Origin of the sequence: Sphaerisporangium fuscum (assembly GCF_018531465.1) — a bacterium.
Classification (GTDB): Bacteria; Actinomycetota; Actinomycetes; order Streptosporangiales; family Streptosporangiaceae; genus Sphaerisporangium; species Sphaerisporangium fuscum.
Map to the genome: position 1 here is coordinate 39,969 of NZ_JAHDTF010000003.1, position 17,016 is coordinate 56,984.

The window sequence follows — 17,016 nt, forward strand, 5'->3', positions numbered from 1 at the left end:
GTGGACCTTTGCGGCAGACGGCATGGTCAGGTCCACGTCGGCTCGCCTGGAGGATTGTAGGTGATCAGGTTGCGGCCCATGCGCCAGGTGGTGCCGTCGCGAGCTGGGCCGCGCATGCCCTCCAAGGTCCCGGGGCCGGCCTGCTCCAGGACCCGTACGTCACCCAGACCGGACAGGCCGAACGTGCGGGCGGGATCCCAGGACGTGCTGCGGCGTAGGCGCCGGCTCATCTGCAGCCAGCCGGGCGGGGCGGCGGCGACCACCCATGCGTCCGGCGTTCCGGCGGCGAAGCGCCGGGCCTGACGTAGCCACGAGGCGGCTTCCTCAGGCCAATCGACGACCGCCAGAATGGTTCCGCCGTACTCTTCCCAGGTGCGGATGAACCGCGCCGCCGCGGCCTTTGACGTCTCGTCACGCCCATGGCCGACCGTCACCACCTCGATCCTCGGCCGCGTGGTGAGGAGCAGCTCCACCAGGGATGCCACCTCACACTCGGCGTCCTGCCCGTGATGACGGATTCGAGGCATCTCTAGGGGCCTTCTGCTCGCATGTGCGTCTTCCTCACCTGAGGATTGCCGGAGCGTCGCTTGGGTTCGTACGTCCTCCCCGTCAGAAGTTCGTACGTCCTCCCCATCAGAAGATGGTCGGGGCGTCGCTCGGTCCCTGCTGTTCGCAGGGGTGTCTTCTCCGTCAGGAGAATGTCGGGACGTTGCCTGGGCCCTCCAGGTGGCGTAGTCGGCGGGTAGGCAGACGGCGCACGGGCGGTATCCGGCTGCGATGGCGGTGGGCTCGTCTGCGAAGAAGACCCGGTTGGCGGAGTAACCTCCCCTTGCCAGCGCCCGCAGGGCCGACGGGCAGTCGAGCCGCCCGTACAGACGCCCCCGCCGGTTGCCGCCCAGAGTGCCGGGCGTGAGGCTGGCATGAGGGCGTCCGTCGGCGCCGACCAAGGTGTACGGACCGGCGAGCCCGCCGGCAGTTGCTCCGTCGCCTGCTGGGTGGGTTTGATGCGTTGGTTCAGGGGTGGGGGCTGTGGTGGGCAGGGATGGCATCGTCTCGGTGTCGCCGGCAGTTGCTCCGTCGCCTGCTGGGTGGGTTTGATGCGTTGGTTCACGGGTGGGGGCTGTGGTGGGCAGGGGCGGCGTTGTGTCGGTGTCGCCGGCAGCCGTCGGGAGGGGGACTCCCGATGCATCGATGGGTCCCATTGCGCCTCCCTTGTCGCGCACCGTGCGTGTCCGGCTTATGCGGCGTCGTGGAAGACGAGGCCGAGGGTGTGCCGGACGCCTGAACGGATGGTGCTGACCCCGTGGCGCACCGGGGCCGCCGACCAGCCTCGTGCCGAGGGGACAGGGCGGTCGCGCGTGGTGAACACCAAGGCGTGACCCTGGGGGAGCAGGGTCGAGGTGCCGCGGGACTGCGCCCGCGGCCGCTGTTCGACCAGCAGGAACTCCCCGCCCGTGTGGTCGGCCCCCGGCTCGTTCAGCCCGATCACCACTTGCAGCGGGAACACCAGGTCGCCGTACAGGTCGCGGTGCAGGGCGTTCCAGTCGCCCGCCCGGTAGCGCAGCAGGATCGGCGTGGGCTTGGGCTGCCCCGCCGCGTGGCACATGTCGAGCCAGTCGTCCAGCTCGTCAGGCCAGGGGGCCGGGCGGCCGAGTTTGGCCGCCCAGTCACGCGCGATGGGCAGCAGGTGCGGGTAGAACGCCTGCCGCAGTTGCTGCACCAGCTCGGGAAACGGCCGGGCGAAGTAGCGGTATTGCCCAGAGCCGAACCGGTAGCGCGCCATGTCGATCGTGGAACGGAAGCGCCCCACCTCGTCGTACAGCTCCGCGATGCCCAGGCATTCCTCCGGAGTGAGGATGCGGGGCGTCAGCCCGCAGCCGTAGGCGTCCACCTCTCGCCTGACCGCTCCCCAGTCGACGTGGCCCACCCGGGCGGCGGGATCGACCGTCAGATCGAGCTCCGACCCCGCCGTCGCCGTCGCATCCGCCGACTCCAGGGGCAGCGCCTCCGCCACGGCTACCTGGCTGGAAGCCGACGCGGGACGGCGCTCGGCTGCCGGGTAGGCGGGGGCGGGAGCGGGGGCGCGGTGTCCGCCTGCCGGGCCGGCCATGCTGCTCCCTCCAATCCCTCCAAGCCCGGCGCTGGTCTTGCTGCTCTCTTCAGGCCCGGTGTCGGTGTTGCTGTTGGTTCCAGGTTTGGTTTTGGTCTTGGTGTCCGTTCCAGGTTCGGTGTTGGTGTCGCTGCTCGTCTCAGGGCCGGTGTGGGCCTTGCTGCTCGTTTCGCGTCCAGCGTTGGTCATGCTGCTGCCTCCAGGCCGAGCAGGGTCTTCTTGGCGTCGATGCCGCCGACGTACTGGCCGATGGTGCCGTCGCTGCGAACGACGCGGTGGCACGGCACCACGACCGGCAGCGGGTTGGTGGCGCACGCGGTGCCCACGGCCCGGACGGCCTTCGGGCTGCCCGCGGCGGCGGCCACGGTGGCGTAGCTGGCCGTGCTGCCGTACCCGATGTCGTTCAGGCAGGACAGGACGGCGCGGCGGAAGCCTCGGGCGAGACGGAGGTCGAGCGGCAGGTCGAACAGGCGCCGGCGGCCGGCGAAGTATTCGTCGATCTCACGCGCGGCGTCGTCGAGGCGGCCCGGCGCGCGCAGCACCCTCGGGCTGACGCCTTCGGCGAGCTGCTCCAAGACCTTGTCGTGGCCTTCGCGGGCGTAGGCGACGCGCACGAGCCCCTGCTCGGTGGCGGCCAGCAGCAGCGGGCCGACGGGGGTGTCGATCGTGCGGTAGGCGACGTCGAGGATGCCGGCCTTGTCGGCCGCCGCGGCGAGCCGGGCGTGCAGCCGGGCGCGGACGTGGTCCTCGATCGGTGACAGAGGGGCGAACAGGTCGCCGTCAGAAGGGTCCCGGAGTGGAGTCGTCATCGGGGCTGTCCTTTCCGGTAGGTCTTGCGTAGTGCGGCGATGCCGTCGGAGGCCGCTTTGCGAGCCGCCTCCGGGCTGCCGCCCACCATCGCGGCCACCTCCGCATAGGGCAGGCCTGCCAGATAGTGGTAAGCGATGCTCTGCCGCTGTTTGAGCGGCAGAGCCTTGATCTCCTCCAGCAGGTCGGACTCGCCGTCACCGGGCACTCCCTCGGTGGCCGGCGCCTCCGGCAGCTCCTCGGTGGGGATCGGGCGGCGGGACTGTGCCCGCGCCTGGTCGACGGCCTTGCGATGGGCGATCGTGACCAGCCACGCCTCGACGTTGGCGTCGGGATCAAGGTCGGGGTACGCCTGCATCGCCGACAGGAAGGTCTCCGACCAGGCGTCCTCGGCGGCGGCCGCGGAACCGAGCACCGCGCGGCACACGCGCAGGACTGTCGGCCCGTGCCTCTCCACGATCACTTCGAATGGTTGCCGTCTCACATCTGGTAAACGCCTGGGGCGGGCGGGATGTGAGGTGGGTTTCCAAGATTCTTTGCGGGCCGCTCGGCCCGTGCCGCCGAAGGGGTCACCGGGTTGCCCGGCGAAGCCGGCGCCGGCCGTACGGCGTCCCGCCGGCCCGGCGCCGATCGGGAAGCACCCACTGGGCGGGAGGGAGGCCCGGCGAGGCTCCGAAGCCGTTTCCGTATCCGAAGGCGGGTGTGGGGGGACCGGAAAGCGGCTCCTTCTGATGCTTCGCAAATCATGACGAATTAGGATCATCTGCCGCCGAGGCGGTTCCCCTGTGGCGCAAAAGAACCAGTCGTTCCGCGATATTCGGCGCGCCCTTCATTGGGGACGCCCGTAAGCCGGATTAGCGCGTCATATAACAAATTCAGGTGACCCCCTGGCGCGCGCGAATGAAAGTGATTTACTGGCGCATGGCGCAGCCAGTAGGACCTCAATCCGGCATGGAGGATCGATGCCTTCTCTGAATCAAGGCGCGTGGGTTCCCGGAAGCGACAAATACGAGTACGGCTACAACTCCATCTCGAATATCCCGATCACCGGCGCCCCGCCGGACACGAACCTCCGGCGCTGGTCCATGCTCCACGACGGCAGCGCCTACCGCCTGTACGCCTTCAAGGGCAGCAGCCGCGACACCCTCTACCAGTTCGCCTGGAACGGCAGCTCCTACGCCTACGGCTACAACTCCATCCCCGTGCTCACCTTGGCCAACGCCCCGGCGGACGCCGACCCGAGCAGCATCGCGATGCTCCACAGCGGCGAGGCCTACCACGCCTACCTGCGCCGGCTCGGCGACCCCACCGTGCTGTACCAGTTCGTCTACGTCCCCGGCACCACGACCTACCAGTGGTCGTACGCCAACTACATCCCGACGCTCAAGGTCACCGGATTCCCCGCCGACACCGACTGGTCGCGGTGGACGATGCTGCACGACGGCTCGGCCTACCGCATCTACGCCTTCCACTACGGCGAGAACGACCAAATCGCCCAAGGATCGTGGAACGCCGGCGCGTCGGAGTACCAGTACTCCTACAACTCCGTCCCCGAGCTGAAACTCACCAATTTCCCCGCCGACAGCGACGTCGGCCGCGCGGCCATGCTGCACGACGGCGGCAACTACCGGTTCTATTTCCAGACCCGCTGAATCACCGACGCCCGGGAGGCGGCGCCGGCGAGGTCAGGCGGAGGGCGTCGGTGAGCGATGCGGCGTGCTCGACCTGATGGAGCTGGAGCGAGATCTCCGGCGCCGACACTCCTGCCAGAGCGCCGACGCGGCCGTCGACGTACTGGTACGACGCCTCCGGGGCGCGGCGCACGACGGCCGCCACGATCCCGGCGGCGTACGCCGGACGGCGGTGGACAGCACTCCTCCCGAGCACCGGCGGGCCGAGCGCGTACGCCCGTCCCGGGGCGGCCTGGGTCGCGGCGGTGTGCCGACGACCAGCCCGTTGTCGTCCTTGGGCGGCACCGTCGCCATCAGCGCGTGCACGCCGTCCGTGAAGGTGTGGGGCCGGGCCGCAGGCCTGCAGAGGAAAGGTTCGGGCCGGCGTACCCGCCCGGGCGTTCGGCCAGTTCACCTGGGCGACCGCCGCGCCCTCCCGCGGCGGTCCGTCCACGTGGGCCTCCAGCACGTCCGACTACCGAGCCGGATAGCCCTCCAAGTCGGACAGGACGGCGAAGACGGCCGCCGGCGAGTACGGGGGTCTCGCCTCACTCGTGCCCGGGTCACAACCATGTCGGCCGATCAACGGCAGGGCCCGCTTTCGCGGTTCCCACCTCGCCGTACATGCTGCGGGTTCTCCGGCGACTCGAAGGGCCCACCACCTCGAGTTCCGCCCCGGACGGCCCGCGTACCGGGTCCGTCAGGCCGTCCGGGCCGTGCCTTATGCGCCAAGAGCCGCCGCGACCGCCCTCTGCCCTTGTGACGGGCATCGGTTCAGGCGGCGGTCCCCTTGGCGGACTCCGCTGCGAGCAGCGCCGCGCCGAGCTGTACGGCGACCAGGGAGCGGAGCGGGATCGGCGTGCCCAGCGCTTCGGCTTCGGCCTCGGCGAACCACTCGTCGAAGCGCGCGCCGAGCCGGGCCCGTTCGGCGCGGATGGCGGGCGTCTGGTTGCCCGCGCCGAACTCGGCGTCCAGCATGCGCAGGCAGGTCCCGCAGTACCTCAGCCGCATGCTGTGCACGAGCTGCCGGTTGCCGACCACCTCGGCCACGGTTGCGGGCCGGTCGGTGCCGGGCAGGCCTTCCCACTCGCCGATGAACTCGTCGTAGGAGCGGACGAAGTCCTCAAGAGCGCGGCGGAAGGGAGATCGGACGGTCAGGTCGGCGCTGACGGCGGCCAGGGATCGCGCCAGCTCGGCGATCAGGTCGCGTTGCGCCGCGAGGCCGGCACTGATCGATTCGCCGTACTTCTGGCCGGTGGGAGACTGGTCGGCGACGCGGGGGTCGGCCCAGTAGGGCAGCTCGGTGACCAGGTGCAGGGCGCCGAAGCGGTCGGCGTAGTCGACGCTGCCGCCGCCGATGCCGTAGGTGGCGGCGAGCTTGGCGCCTCTCGGGGTCATGTAGGCGGCGGGACCGATCGGGACGGCGCTCGGCACCTCGGGCGGCCCCATGTGCAGGGGCAGGCCCTCGGCGGTCGCGATGGCGGCCAGGCGAGCGGCGAGCGCGGGGTCGTCCTTGCTGAGGTAGTAGAACGCGCCTTGGAGCTCGCCGTTGTGGAGGGAGTAGACGAAGGCGGGCCTGACCTCGTCCATCAGGCGCATCAGCGCCTCGGTCTCCGGCAGGGTGCGGTCAAAGAAGTAGTCCTCGCCGGTCAGCGGGAAGGTCCATTCGACCTGGTCGGCCTCGGCGGGACGGTAGAAGTGCTCTGCGTAGGCGCGGCGGTCGCTGGGCCGGGTGTACCAGCCCTCGTTGAGCCGGGCGCCGTCGGGGTCGACGCAGGGGATGAGGTGCCAGCGGTAGCCGAACCCCTCGCGCAGGCCGGCGTCCTCGACGAGCCGGCGCAGCAGCGCGCTGACGGTGAGCGCGCCGATGGGCTCGTTGGGGTGGGGGCCGCCGATGATCACGGCGTCGTGGGGGCCGGAGCCGATGGTCGCGACGCGCAGCGGCTCGCCGAGGCGCGAGGTGCCGATGCGGCGCAACCGTACGAGGTCGGGGTGGGCGGTGGCGAGGTCGTCGAGCTCGGCATGCATCTGGTCCACCGTGGGGAACGCGGCGTAGTCGGGCACCCGGCTCATGTGGTGGGCGACGTCCATCTTTCGGCCTCCTGATAATCTGGATTATTCTAGTAAATCAGATTATTTTGACGGCATGCAGGAGATGTCATGCGGCTGACCAGAGCCGAAAGCAAGGCGGCCAACAAGCGCGCGCTGATCGAGGCGGCACGCGAGGTCGTCGGCCGGGACGGGGCCAAGGCGAAGCTGGAGGACATCGCCGACCTGGCCGGTCTGACCACCGGCGCGATCTACTCGCTGTTCGGCGGCAAGAACGAGCTGATGGTCGCCATGGTCGACGACTACGTCGGGCCGCTCGACCTGCGTTCGGCCGAGGCCGCCGAGTTCGGCGTGCGGCTGGAAGAGGCCGTGGCCGAGGTCGCCCGCAGGTTCCTGCGCATCTCGGCCGACCCGCAGGCCACCGGGAAGCTGCTGTTCGAGGCCCGCGTGCTCGACCTCGTGCTCCACGACCCGGAGCTGCTCGGCAAGCTCAACGCCTCGATCAGATCGACCGAGGTCGAGCTCGCCGCGCTGTTCGCCGGCCGCGAGCACGAGGGAGCCGCTGTCACGGACAGACAGGCGCTGCGCCTGGCCCGCGCGCTGAAGGCCCTGCTGTCCGGGCTCGGACAGGGCGTCGTGCTCGGCGTGCACGACGCCTCCGAGGAGTTCTTCGTGGAGACCGCCCAGGCCCTGATCAGGCCGGCGGTGCTGGGCCCGGCCTAGATCACGGCCGAGGGTTCGGGGGGACCACGCGGCCACACGTCACCCCACCCCCAGAAAGGCACGACCATGTCCAGATCCGGATTCGGCATCATCGGCGCGCCGGTGTTGTTCATCGGCGTACTCCAGACCATGGAGATGACACTCTCGCCGGCGCTCCCGCTCATCCAGCGGGACCTGGCGGCCTCTCCGGGCGCGCTCGCCTGGATCTTCACCGGCTCGCTGATCAGCTCGGCGATCAGCACTCCCGTCGTCGGCCGCCTGGCCGACATGTACGACAAACGCCGGCTGCTGCTCGCGCTGATGGCGATCGCCGGCGCCGGGGTCCTCCTCGCCGCCCTGGCGCCCAGCGTCACCCTGCTGATCGTGGGCATGGCGGTCGAAGGCGTCTGGCTGGGCATGCTGCCCCTGACCGTGGGGCTGTTCCGCGACACCCTCGAACCCGAACGGGCCGCCACCGGCAACGGCCTGGTCATCGGCGTCGCCGCCCTGGCCAGCGCGCTCGGCCTCGTCCTCGCCGGGCCGATCAGCTCCGCGCTCGGCTACCGGTGGCTGTTCCTGCTGGCCGTGGCCGGTGCGGCGGTGGCCTGGCTGTGGGCCTGGTACGCGGTGCCGGTCACGCCTCACCAGAGCGCCGGACGCGTCGACTGGGCGGGCGGCCTGCTGCTCGGCGGCGGCCTCGCCCTGCTCATGCTGGGCCTGACCGCCGCCTCCGGCTGGGGCTGGACGGCTCCTGCCACCCTCGCCCTGTTCGCGGCCGCCGCGCTGACGCTGGGTTTGTGGACGGTCATCGAGCTGCGCGTCGACGACCCGCTGGTGGACCTGCGGCTGCTGGCCGGCCGCACCCCGGCCGGTGTGACGGCGATGGGCGTCGTGTTCGGCTTCGCCTCCTTCGGGCTCGTGGTCGCTCTGCCGATGATGCTGGCAGCGCCCGTCGAGACCGGGTACGGCCTGGGGGCGGACACCCTGTGGATCGGCATCTACATGTTCCCGATGGGCGTCGCGGGCACCGTGGTCGCGCCGCTGGTCGGACCGATGACCAGGCTGCTCGGGCGGCGTGCCGTGCTGGTGCTCGGCAGCGCGCTCGTCTGCGCCGGCACCGCCGAGCTCGCCCTGTGGCACTCCTCGCCGTGGCAGATCGTGGCCGGGGTGACGATCATGGGGCTGGGCGGCTCCATCGGCCTCACCGCCGGGCTCAACGCCGTGGCCGGCGACGTGCCCGCGGGCCGGGCGGCCGGGGTCAGCGGCGTGGTCTTCGTCGCCAAGAGCATCGGCGGCACCTTCGGGGCGCAGCTCGGCGCCATGGTGCTGGCCTCCGGCGCGGTGGCCGGAGTGCCAACCGAGGGCGGCTTCGTGGACACCTACCTGCTGTCGGCGGCGCTCGGCCTGCTCGCCGTCGGCGCCGCCTTCGTGATCCCCTCCGCTGTGCGCGAGGCCCGAGGCGGAAGCGAAGCTTCGGTCCTGAGGACGAAGCCCGCCGTACAGTCCGGTGAAAGCCTGTGACGGGTCGCCCCGGCGTGCCCGGCAGGCCTGCCTCCGGCCCGTACGCCAACCGGAGCGGGCGCAGGTTCGCCGCTGAGGCCGAACAGTTCGCGCACGAGGATCCCGATATTGGAGGACACATGGATCTTGAGCAGGTGGAACGCGTCCTCGGCGCCCTCACCGAGGTCCGCGAGGACACAGCGGGCCTGGCGGCCGGCGTCTACGCCGACGGTCAGGCGCTGCGCACCTCGGCCAGGGGCGTGGCCACGGTCGAGTTCGGCGTCCCTATCGACGCCCGCACCCGATTCGACATCGCCTCCATCAGCAAGCAGTTCACCGCCGCATGCCTGTCGCTGCTGGACCGGGACGGCAGGCTGAGCCTGTCGGACGACGTCCGGACCCACATCCCCGAGCTGCGACTCGAGGTGCCCGTCACGATCGACCAGTGCCTCCGGCACACCGGAGGCCTGCCGGAGTGGTACGGCCTCCAGGCCATCACGGGCGTCCCCTTCCAGATGCTGGACGAGGAGCAGCTGATGAAGATCCTGACGGGCATCCGCAGGACCACGTTCGAGCCGGGCACCGAGTTCTCCTACTCCAACACCGGCTACGTCCTGGCCGCCGTCGTGGTCAGGCGGGTCACCGGGCGGTCACTGGCCGAGTTCGCCCGCGACCGGATCTTCCACCCGCTCGGCATGCACGACACCGAGTTCCGCGACGACGCCTCCGTCCCGCTGCCCCGCATGGCCTACGGCTACACCGGCGCCGGCACCAGGGCCGACACCCAGGAGAGCGCGGTCGGCGACGGCGGCGTGGTGACCAGCGTCGCCGATCTCGCCCCCTGGTTCGGCTTCCTGGCCGACGGCCGTGTGCTTGGCGCCGACCTGCGCGAGACACTGCTGGAGCGGACGGTGCTCGCCGACGGCTCCGTGCTGCCGTACGCGCGCGGGATCTGCCACATCGCGGTCGGAGAGCTGAGCGCCTACGGCCACGCGGGAGGCATGCACGGCTACGTCGGCAACCTGCTGTACCTGCCGGAGCCCGGCCTCGGCGTGGCCGTGCTGACCAACCAGAGCGCCCTGGACCCGGTCGGCATCAGCCTGCGCCTGGCCCGCGCCCTCACCGGCCAGGCCCCGGAGACCCGGTCCGCCCTCGCCGGCGCGGCCGCGGGCGAATCGGCGAGGACCGCGCTGCTCGGGCACTGGCGTGATCCGGCGAGCGAGGCCACCTTCACCCTCGAACCCGGCGAGGACGGCGGACTCTCCATGACCGGCTCCCTCCACAACGCCGTGCTCGCGCTCGGCGCCGACGGCCGCTGGCACGGGCAGGGAGGCGCGGCAGGAGTCTGGCTCGCGCTGGAGGACGGGCGGCTGCTGCTGGGCCACGAAGGGTCGATCCGGTGGCCGTCCGCCTTCGTTTCCTGCGACCCGCCAGGCGGGGACCCCATGCCGGAGGGCGTCTGGCTGAACGACGAGCTGGGCGTGCTCGCCGTCGTCCGGAAAGAGGTGCTGCGCGTCGGACTTACCCTCCAATGCCCCGTCGTGCCCGCGCCCGCGGGAACGTGGCGAGCGGGGCACTTCACCTTCCGCATCGACGAGAACGGCGACCTGCTGCTCAGCGGCTTCGGCCTGCGCGGCATGCGCTTCGCCACCCAGCCCGAGGGCACCAAGGCCGTCGGCATCCCTCCTGGCCTGGTCTAGAACGTCAGTGAACCCGGCTTCCAGCGTCCGGCCATCCCCCCGACCGTTCTTCGAGGTGGTTCCATGAAATCGGCGACCGTGCCCGCCGAGCCCGCGACGAGCGCGCTGCTCCTCGACGGCGGCGGGCACGGAAACCTGCTACGCCGGGAAGAAGGACGCCAGCCGAGGGACGCCGCGTGAGCGCACGGGGCCGGGTGGCGCTCGGCGTGCTGCTCGACAGCCTCGGCGAGAAGACGGTGTCCGCGCTGTGCCTGCCCTCCGGCCGCCAGGCCATGGTGGGCGCGCCCGTCATCTACGGCTCGGACGAGCCCATGAGCGATTTCGACGGAGCGCTGCTGCTGGCCACCGGCACGCCGGAGGCGTCCCTGCTGGAACGCATGGCCGAGGCGGGCGCCACCGCGGTCGTGGTGCGAGCCGGCCTCGGCGACGCCGCCGAGCTGACCGCGGCGGCGAAGGGCGCGGGTGTGGCCCTGCTGGCCGCCGCGCCCGGGCTGTCGTGGGGGCAGCTGTACGCGCTGGTCGACGCCCTGCTCGCGCTCGTCGCCCCGGCGGCCGACCTGGGCGGCGGCGTCCAGGCGGGCGACCTGTTCGCGCTGGCCAACCAGGTCGCCGCCCGCGTCGGCGGCGCCGTGGCCATCGAGGACCTCGCCATGCGCGTGCTGGCCTACTCCACCATCGGCGGCCAGCGCATCGACGAACTGCGCAGGGAGGGCATTCTCGGCAGGCGCGTCCCCGAGCACCCGACGCACGCCGAGGAGTACTCGGCCGTCCTGCGCTCGGACGAGGCGGTCTGGAGCTTCGAGCCCCGCGAGTACCTGCCGAGACTCGCCATCGCGGTACGCGCCGGCGGGGAGGCGCTCGGCACGATCTGGGCCATCCAGGCCGACGAGCCGCTCGCCTCGGACGCCGCCACCGTGCTCGCCGAGGCGGCCATCACCGCCGCCCCGCACCTGGCACGCATCAGCCTGGCCGCCGACGAGGCCCGCAGGACCAGGAACGAGTGGCTGGGCCGGCTCCTGCGAGGCGCCGGCCCCGTCGACGAGCCGGCCGCCTTCTTCGGCCTGCATCCGAAGGAGGCGGTCGCGGTCGTGGCGGTCGGCACCAGGGAAGCCAGGACACGCGGCGACGTCTTCGCCGCCACCCACGCCGGAGACCTCCTGCGCACCGCCTACGCCGCCTACCGGGTCAGGGCCGCCGTCGGCGCGGTGGACGGCAGGACCTACGCCGTCGTGGCCACCGGCACCGGGACACCGCTACTGCGACGCATCACCGCCGACACCCTCGGCCAGATCACCCACCGCCTCGGCGGCCAATGGCGGGCCGGCATCGGCCGGACCGCGGCCTCGATCGCGCAGGTCCCGGTCAGCGCCAGGCAGGCCGACGAGGCCCTGCGGGCGATGTGCGGGCCGTTCGCGGGCGGCGGGGTGGGCCTGCACGAGGAGCTGGCGGCGGCGCTGTTCCTGATGGACGCGGCGGCCTCGATGCGGTCCGGCGGGACGCTGACGGGCGAGCCGCTGTCCCTGGTGGCCGAGCACGACGCCAGGCACGGCACCGACTACGTGCACAGCCTGCGCGTCTGGCTGGCCGCCCACTACGACGTGCCGCGGGCGGCCGAGACGCTGTCGCTGCACCCCAACACGCTCCGGTACCGGCTGCGTCGCATCGGTGAGCTGATCCCGCTCGACGACCCCGACGTCCGGCTCGTCCTCGGTCTCCAGCTCCGGCTGGGCGAGATCCGGGCGTCCGGCACAAACAACGGCGAGTGAAGTTCGGCTTGCACGCCAACGCCCCGGCGACGGTCCGGCGGAATGCTGGTGCGCATGGTCGAACTTCGCATCCTCCACGGCACCTCCCAGTTCCAGGCCGCCGACCGGCTGCTGCGCCGCATCTGGAACACCAGGGCGGGCGACGATCCGCCGGTGCCCGTGGACCTCATGTGCGCCCTTGACCACGCCGGCGGCTACGTCGGCGGCGCCTTCATCGACGGCGAGCTCGTCGCCGCCGCCTCCGGGTTCCTCGCGGAGGGAGGCAGCCTGCACTCCCACATCGTGGGCGTGGCCGCCGAGGCGCGGGGCAAGGGGATCGGCCAGGCGATAAAGGCCCACCAGCGCCAGTGGGCCGCCGAGCGCGGCCTGAACTTCATCTCCTGGACCTTCGACCCCCTGGTGCGCCGCAACGCCTTCTTCAACCTGGCCAGGCTCGGCGCCCGCGCCGAGCGGTACGTGCCCGACTTCTACGGCCCGATGAACGACGGCATCAACGGCGGGGACGCCACCGACCGGCTGCTCGCGTACTGGCCCGTGCACCCGGCCCCGGAGGCGTTCGCTCCGGACCGGAGCGCGGAGGCGGAGGTGATCCTCGACGAGAGCGGGACGCCGCGCGAGCCGGGCGGCGCGGCCGTGCTGCGCTGCGCCACGCCCGCCGACGCCGAGCGGCTGCGGCGCGAACACCCCGAGGAGGCCGCGCGGTGGCGGGCCGCCCAGCGGGCCGCCCTGGGGGGCGCGCTGGCCCGCGGTTACCGGATCGCCGCCTTCACCAGGGACGGCTGGTACGTGCTGGAGCGCGCGGCATGAGAATCGTCGAAGCCGAACTGCGCACGGTCGCGCTGCCGCTGCTCACGCCGTTCCGTACCTCGCTCGGCACGCAGACCGAGCGCAGGGCGCTGCTGGTGCGCGTACGCGGCGCCGAGGGCGAGGAGGGCTGGGGCGAGTGCGTCGCCGAGGACGAGCCCACCTACAGCCCGGAGTACCTGGAAGGGGCGGCCGACGTCATCCGGCGCTTCCTGCTGCCGCGCCTGTTCGCCGTGCCCGACCTCGATCCGGCCGGGGTGGCGCCCGCGCTCGCGCACCTGCGCGGTCATCCGATGGCCAAGGCCGCCGTAGAGATGGCCGTCCTGGACGCCGTGCTCACCGCGCGCGGCCTCCCGCTGGCCGCCTACCTGGGCGGGACACGCCGCAGCGTCCGCGTGGGTGTGTCGGTGGGCATCGCCACGGGCCTCGACGCCCTGCTCGACACCGTCGACCGGCACGTCAGCGCCGGCTACGCCCGGATCAAGCTCAAGATCGAGCCCGGCTGGGACCTGGAACCGGTCAGGCTGGTGCGCGAGACGTTCGGCGCCGGCCTCATGCTGACCGCCGACGCCAACACCGCCTACGCCCCCGCCGACGCCCGCCACCTGGCCCGCCTCGACGCCTACGGCCTGACCCTGCTCGAACAGCCCTTCGCCCCGGACGACCTGCACGGTCACGCCGAGCTCGCCGCCCGGATGGACACGCCGATCTGCCTGGACGAGTCGATCATCTCGGCCCGCGCCGCCACCGCCGCGATCAGGGCGCGGGCCTGCTCGGTCATCAACATCAAGCCCGGCAGGGTCGGCGGCTACCTGGAGGCCCGCCGCATCCACGACCTGGCCCGGGCCGCCGACGTGCCGGTGTGGTGCGGCGGCATGCTGGAGATCGGGCTCGGCCGGGCGGCGAACCTGGCGCTGGCCGCCCTGCCCGGCTTCACCCTGCCCGGCGACATCTCGGCGACCGCCCGCTACTACGAGCGCGACATCACCGCACCCGTCGAACTCGAGGGCGACTCCATCGCGGTGCCCGAGGGGCCGGGAATCGGCGTCGTGCCGGAGCCGGACGCCCTGGAGACCTTCACCGCCGGCCCGCCCGTGCGCGTCACGAACGATTGCCGCTGACCACCGCGCTCAGCTGCACATGCGGATGGCCATGGCCGTGGGCTGCCGGCCGACGGTGCACAAGTGGGGGTCCCCGGCGAACGCGTATGCGATAAACCTGGTGACGTCGACGATCATCCCCGGGATACTGGTCGCACATGGATGAGGTCGAAATGGTCGTCGCCCATTCCGAGCGCGCGACCCTGCGCGTCGGCGACGTGTTCCTGAAGGTGGACGCCGATCAGGCGCGCATCGACGCCGAGGTCGAGGCGATGGCCCTGGCGCCGGTCCCGACCCCGAAGGTCCTGTGGCACAAGCCGCCGGTGCTCGCGATCGCCGCGGTCCCGGGGACGGCGCTCGGCCGCCTCGGCGAGCCGTCGACCGCGTCCCCGGCGGCGTGGGCCGCGGCGGGCGCCGCCGTCCGGCGGTTGCACGACGCGCCGTTGCCGCCCCGGCCCGGCCGGGCCGGGCGAGGCATCGACGAGCTGGCGGCGGAACTCGACGGCGAGTGCGAGTGGCTCGTGACGAACGGCGTCCTGCCCGCCGACCTGGTCACCCGCAACCGCCAGGTCGCCGAGGCCGCGCTGCGGCCCTGGAGTCCGGCGTTCACGCACGGCGACCTGCAGATCGCTCACGTGTTCGTCGACGGCGACGAGATCACGGGCATCATCGACTGGTCCGAGGCGGGCCAAGGTGATGCCCTGTTCGACCTCGCCACCTTGACGCTCGGACACGAGAGGCATCTCGACGACGTCGTCGCCGGCTATGGCACCGACGTCGACCTCGACGTGATCCGCGCGTGGTGGTCGCTGCGAAGCCTGCTGGTGGTGCGCTGGCTGGTCGAGCACGGCTTCGACCCGTTCGCGCCGGGCTGTGAGGTCGATGTGCTGAGATCCCGGATGTGAGACTGCGCGGCCCGGCTGCTATGAGAAGTCCTATCGGAACGATCAGTGGATGAGGCGTCGCCGGCAGATGACGGCGGCGGTGAGGGTCGGGGCCGTCGTCTGAGGAGGCTCAGCCGCCCCGCAGGCCGTTCGCCAGCCAGCGGCGGGCCACGGCGAGGGCGAGCGGCAGCGGCACGGTGCCCGCGCCGAGGCCCACGTCGACGATCAGGTCGAAGACCTCCTGGCGGCGGGCCGCGGTGGCGACCGCCGCGTCGATGAAACCGGGCGACTGCGCGGCGCGGGCCAGTACGTCGGTGGTGCGCAGGTGCCGTCCGAGGGCTCCGCGCAGCCGGGAGCGGTAGGCGCGCAGCGGGTCGGCGGGCGCCTCGACCGCCGCCTCGCCCGCCAGCCGGCCCGACAGCAGCGCGTAGTAGATGCCCTCGCCGGTGAGCGGGTTGATCAGGGCGGCGGCGTCCCCGGCGAGCATCACCCGTCCCGCGCCCGGCACCGGCCTGCCGGGCGACAGGGGGAGATGGTGGGCGCGCAGGTCGCGGGCCGGCAGGTGGGGCAGCAGTTCGGCGAGCCGGCCGTGGAGCACCTCGCGGCCGGGCAGGCCGGTGGCGCGCAGCCGGGGGAGCAGCATGCCGAAGCCGACGTTGGCCGTCCCGTCCCCGACCGGGAACGACCAGGCGTACGCGGGCCAGCCGTCCTTCTGCATGGCGATGTACTGCACGTCGTCGTCGGCGGGGACGTCGGCGTAGCCGCGGACGGCGATCGCCGTGTGCCGGTCCGGCGCCGGCGCGAGACCGACGAGGCGCCGCACGACCGAGTTCGCCCCGTCGGCGCCCACGACGGCGCGGGCCACGATGCCGCCGTCCAGGACGACGAGACCGTCCCGGACGGTCAGCGCGCGGACCCGGTGGCGGCGGACCTCCACCCCGCGATCCCGGGCGGCCTCGACCAGGCGGGCGTCGAACACCTTGCGCGGGACGACGTGATTGGGCCGGGCCACCCTCGCCGAGACCCGCGCGCCGCCGGGGGAGACCACCGACAGGCGCGGCGTCGGCCGGTAGTCGGAGATGAGGTCGGGCAGGCCGAGCAGCGCGAGCTCCTCACGCCCGTGGGCCGCGATGCCGTCCCCGCACGCCTTGTCACGGGGGAAGTCCGCCTTGTCCAGCAGGAGCACCCGGCCCTGTGGGCGCAGTTGCGCGGCCCGTAACGCCGCGGCCGCTCCGGCGGGCCCGCCGCCCACCACCACCAGATCCCATACCTCGTCCACGTCTGTCAGCCTCCCACCGCGCATCGTCGGTAAACGACCATGCGCGCCCCAAGTGGTGCCGGGACCGGTGCTCAGGCACCGACCAGGGAGACAGACGGAACCCGCCGAGTACGGATCACCTGCCGTTGACGATCCGGAGGTGCTGGTGGATCTTGCAGATGTGCCTGCCCTTGCACAGGATGTTCACGTTGTGGTCGCGGCCGCCGATGATCGTGTTCGACACCTGTTGCACGCCGCGCTGGGTGGTGGGACCGCTCACGGTCACGTAGTTCCTGTTGTACTGACCGTTCCCGGCGCGCACTTTGGTGGTGTGGTGGCCGTGCATGACCCCGTGGTCCCTGCGGTGATCGCGGGCCGACGCCGCCTCGGCGCTCGCCTGCCATGACATCGCGACGCCGGCCAGGGTCAGGAGGAGAACGGCCGTCGCCGGCCGCCGTACCCTGCTCACGGCATTCGCCCACGGGCTCCCCGCTCGTGTAGGAAACATCCCTTGCCCACCTGTCCTTCATGTCCGTTCGCGGGGGAGCGTCGGTGACGTCACAGTCCATACCCGGCGATCGGTCCTCGGTCCCAGGAGGAGAGATGTGCGACATGCATGATTACTCCTCCTTTGTCCGCAGTGCGCTCGCGTCATGCTCCGGCCAG

At 72.1% G+C, this 17,016-nt stretch carries 16 protein-coding genes and 1 pseudogene; 8 read left to right on the forward strand and 9 right to left on the reverse strand.

Translation table 11 applies throughout. The annotated features are described in order from the left end of the window. Window positions 1–26: 26 nt before the first annotated feature. The 5 genes and pseudogenes from KIK05_RS46540 to KIK05_RS48675 form a co-directional block, all read right to left on the reverse strand. Window positions 27–485: a type 1 periplasmic-binding domain-containing protein gene (locus KIK05_RS46540; RefSeq protein ID WP_308249711.1), complete on the reverse strand. Its 459-nt coding sequence runs from the start codon at window positions 483–485 to the stop codon at window positions 27–29. 267 nt (window positions 486–752) lie between these two features. Then, window positions 753–1,202 (reverse strand): annotated as a pseudogene (locus KIK05_RS49375) (hypothetical protein); the annotation flags it as partial. A gap of 35 nt (window positions 1,203–1,237) precedes the next feature. Beyond that, complete coding sequence (locus KIK05_RS03115; protein WP_250562181.1) at window positions 1,238–2,299, reverse strand: 2OG-Fe(II) oxygenase; 1,062 nt, start codon at window positions 2,297–2,299, stop codon at window positions 1,238–1,240. Then, window positions 2,296–2,919 (reverse strand): methylated-DNA--[protein]-cysteine S-methyltransferase, encoded by a 624-nt coding sequence (locus KIK05_RS03120; protein WP_214408984.1) that lies wholly within the window; start codon window positions 2,917–2,919, stop codon window positions 2,296–2,298. The genes KIK05_RS03115 and KIK05_RS03120 overlap by 4 nt, the downstream gene beginning before the upstream one ends. Continuing rightward, window positions 2,916–3,380, reverse strand: coding sequence for an RNA polymerase sigma factor (locus KIK05_RS48675; RefSeq protein ID WP_308249712.1), 465 nt, complete (start codon window positions 3,378–3,380; stop codon window positions 2,916–2,918). Before KIK05_RS48675 ends, KIK05_RS03120 begins: the two co-directional genes overlap by 4 nt. A 499-nt stretch (window positions 3,381–3,879) precedes the next feature. Here KIK05_RS48675 and KIK05_RS03130 point away from each other — a divergent pair, with 499 nt between their 5' ends. Beyond that, window positions 3,880–4,569, forward strand: coding sequence for a hypothetical protein (locus tag KIK05_RS03130; protein WP_214408986.1), 690 nt, complete (start codon window positions 3,880–3,882; stop codon window positions 4,567–4,569). A 1-nt stretch (window position 4,570) separates the two neighbouring features. Here KIK05_RS03130 and KIK05_RS03135 read toward each other — a convergent pair whose 3' ends face one another. Both KIK05_RS03135 and KIK05_RS03140 read right to left on the reverse strand, forming a co-directional pair. Continuing rightward, window positions 4,571–4,804 (reverse strand): hypothetical protein, encoded by a 234-nt coding sequence (locus tag KIK05_RS03135; RefSeq protein ID WP_214408987.1) that lies wholly within the window; start codon window positions 4,802–4,804, stop codon window positions 4,571–4,573. Between the two features lie 557 nt (window positions 4,805–5,361). After that, complete coding sequence (locus KIK05_RS03140; RefSeq protein WP_214408988.1) at window positions 5,362–6,678, reverse strand: M14 family zinc carboxypeptidase; 1,317 nt, start codon at window positions 6,676–6,678, stop codon at window positions 5,362–5,364. Window positions 6,679–6,747: 69 nt separating this feature from the next. On the opposite strand from KIK05_RS03140, the gene KIK05_RS03145 reads away from it, so the two are divergent. From KIK05_RS03145 to KIK05_RS03175, 7 genes are all read left to right on the forward strand, one after another. Further along, on the forward strand, window positions 6,748–7,359 hold the full coding sequence (locus KIK05_RS03145) for a TetR/AcrR family transcriptional regulator (protein ID WP_250562182.1): 612 nt from the start codon (window positions 6,748–6,750) through the stop codon (window positions 7,357–7,359). Window positions 7,360–7,425: 66 nt separating this feature from the next. Next, window positions 7,426–8,859 carry an MFS transporter gene (locus tag KIK05_RS03150; protein WP_214408989.1) on the forward strand — a complete coding sequence of 478 codons (1,434 nt, stop codon included), beginning with the start codon at window positions 7,426–7,428 and terminating at the stop codon, window positions 8,857–8,859. Window positions 8,860–8,978: 119 nt separating this feature from the next. Continuing rightward, window positions 8,979–10,538 (forward strand): serine hydrolase domain-containing protein, encoded by a 1,560-nt coding sequence (locus tag KIK05_RS03155; protein WP_214408990.1) that lies wholly within the window; start codon window positions 8,979–8,981, stop codon window positions 10,536–10,538. Between the two features lie 176 nt (window positions 10,539–10,714). Then, window positions 10,715–12,304: a PucR family transcriptional regulator gene (locus KIK05_RS03160; RefSeq protein ID WP_214408991.1), complete on the forward strand. Its 1,590-nt coding sequence runs from the start codon at window positions 10,715–10,717 to the stop codon at window positions 12,302–12,304. A gap of 54 nt (window positions 12,305–12,358) precedes the next feature. Then, entirely contained in the window at window positions 12,359–13,111 is a 753-nt protein-coding gene (locus KIK05_RS03165) for a GNAT family N-acetyltransferase (protein ID WP_214408992.1), read from the forward strand. Next, window positions 13,108–14,229: an o-succinylbenzoate synthase gene (gene menC, locus KIK05_RS03170; protein ID WP_214408993.1), complete on the forward strand. Its 1,122-nt coding sequence runs from the start codon at window positions 13,108–13,110 to the stop codon at window positions 14,227–14,229. Before KIK05_RS03165 ends, menC begins: the two co-directional genes overlap by 4 nt. A 137-nt stretch (window positions 14,230–14,366) precedes the next feature. Further along, the gene (locus tag KIK05_RS03175) at window positions 14,367–15,113 is read left to right on the forward strand and encodes a phosphotransferase family protein (protein WP_214408994.1); all 747 of its coding nucleotides are present in this window, start codon (window positions 14,367–14,369) and stop codon (window positions 15,111–15,113) included. A gap of 109 nt (window positions 15,114–15,222) precedes the next feature. On the opposite strand, the gene KIK05_RS03180 is transcribed toward KIK05_RS03175, so the two are convergent. Continuing rightward, a complete protein-coding gene (locus KIK05_RS03180) occupies window positions 15,223–16,371 on the reverse strand; it encodes an NAD(P)/FAD-dependent oxidoreductase (RefSeq protein WP_308249713.1) in 1,149 nt (382 codons plus the stop codon). 115 nt (window positions 16,372–16,486) lie between these two features. Beyond that, the gene (locus KIK05_RS03185; RefSeq protein ID WP_214408996.1) at window positions 16,487–16,819 is read right to left on the reverse strand and encodes a hypothetical protein; all 333 of its coding nucleotides are present in this window, start codon (window positions 16,817–16,819) and stop codon (window positions 16,487–16,489) included. Between the last annotated feature and the right edge of the window lie 197 nt (window positions 16,820–17,016).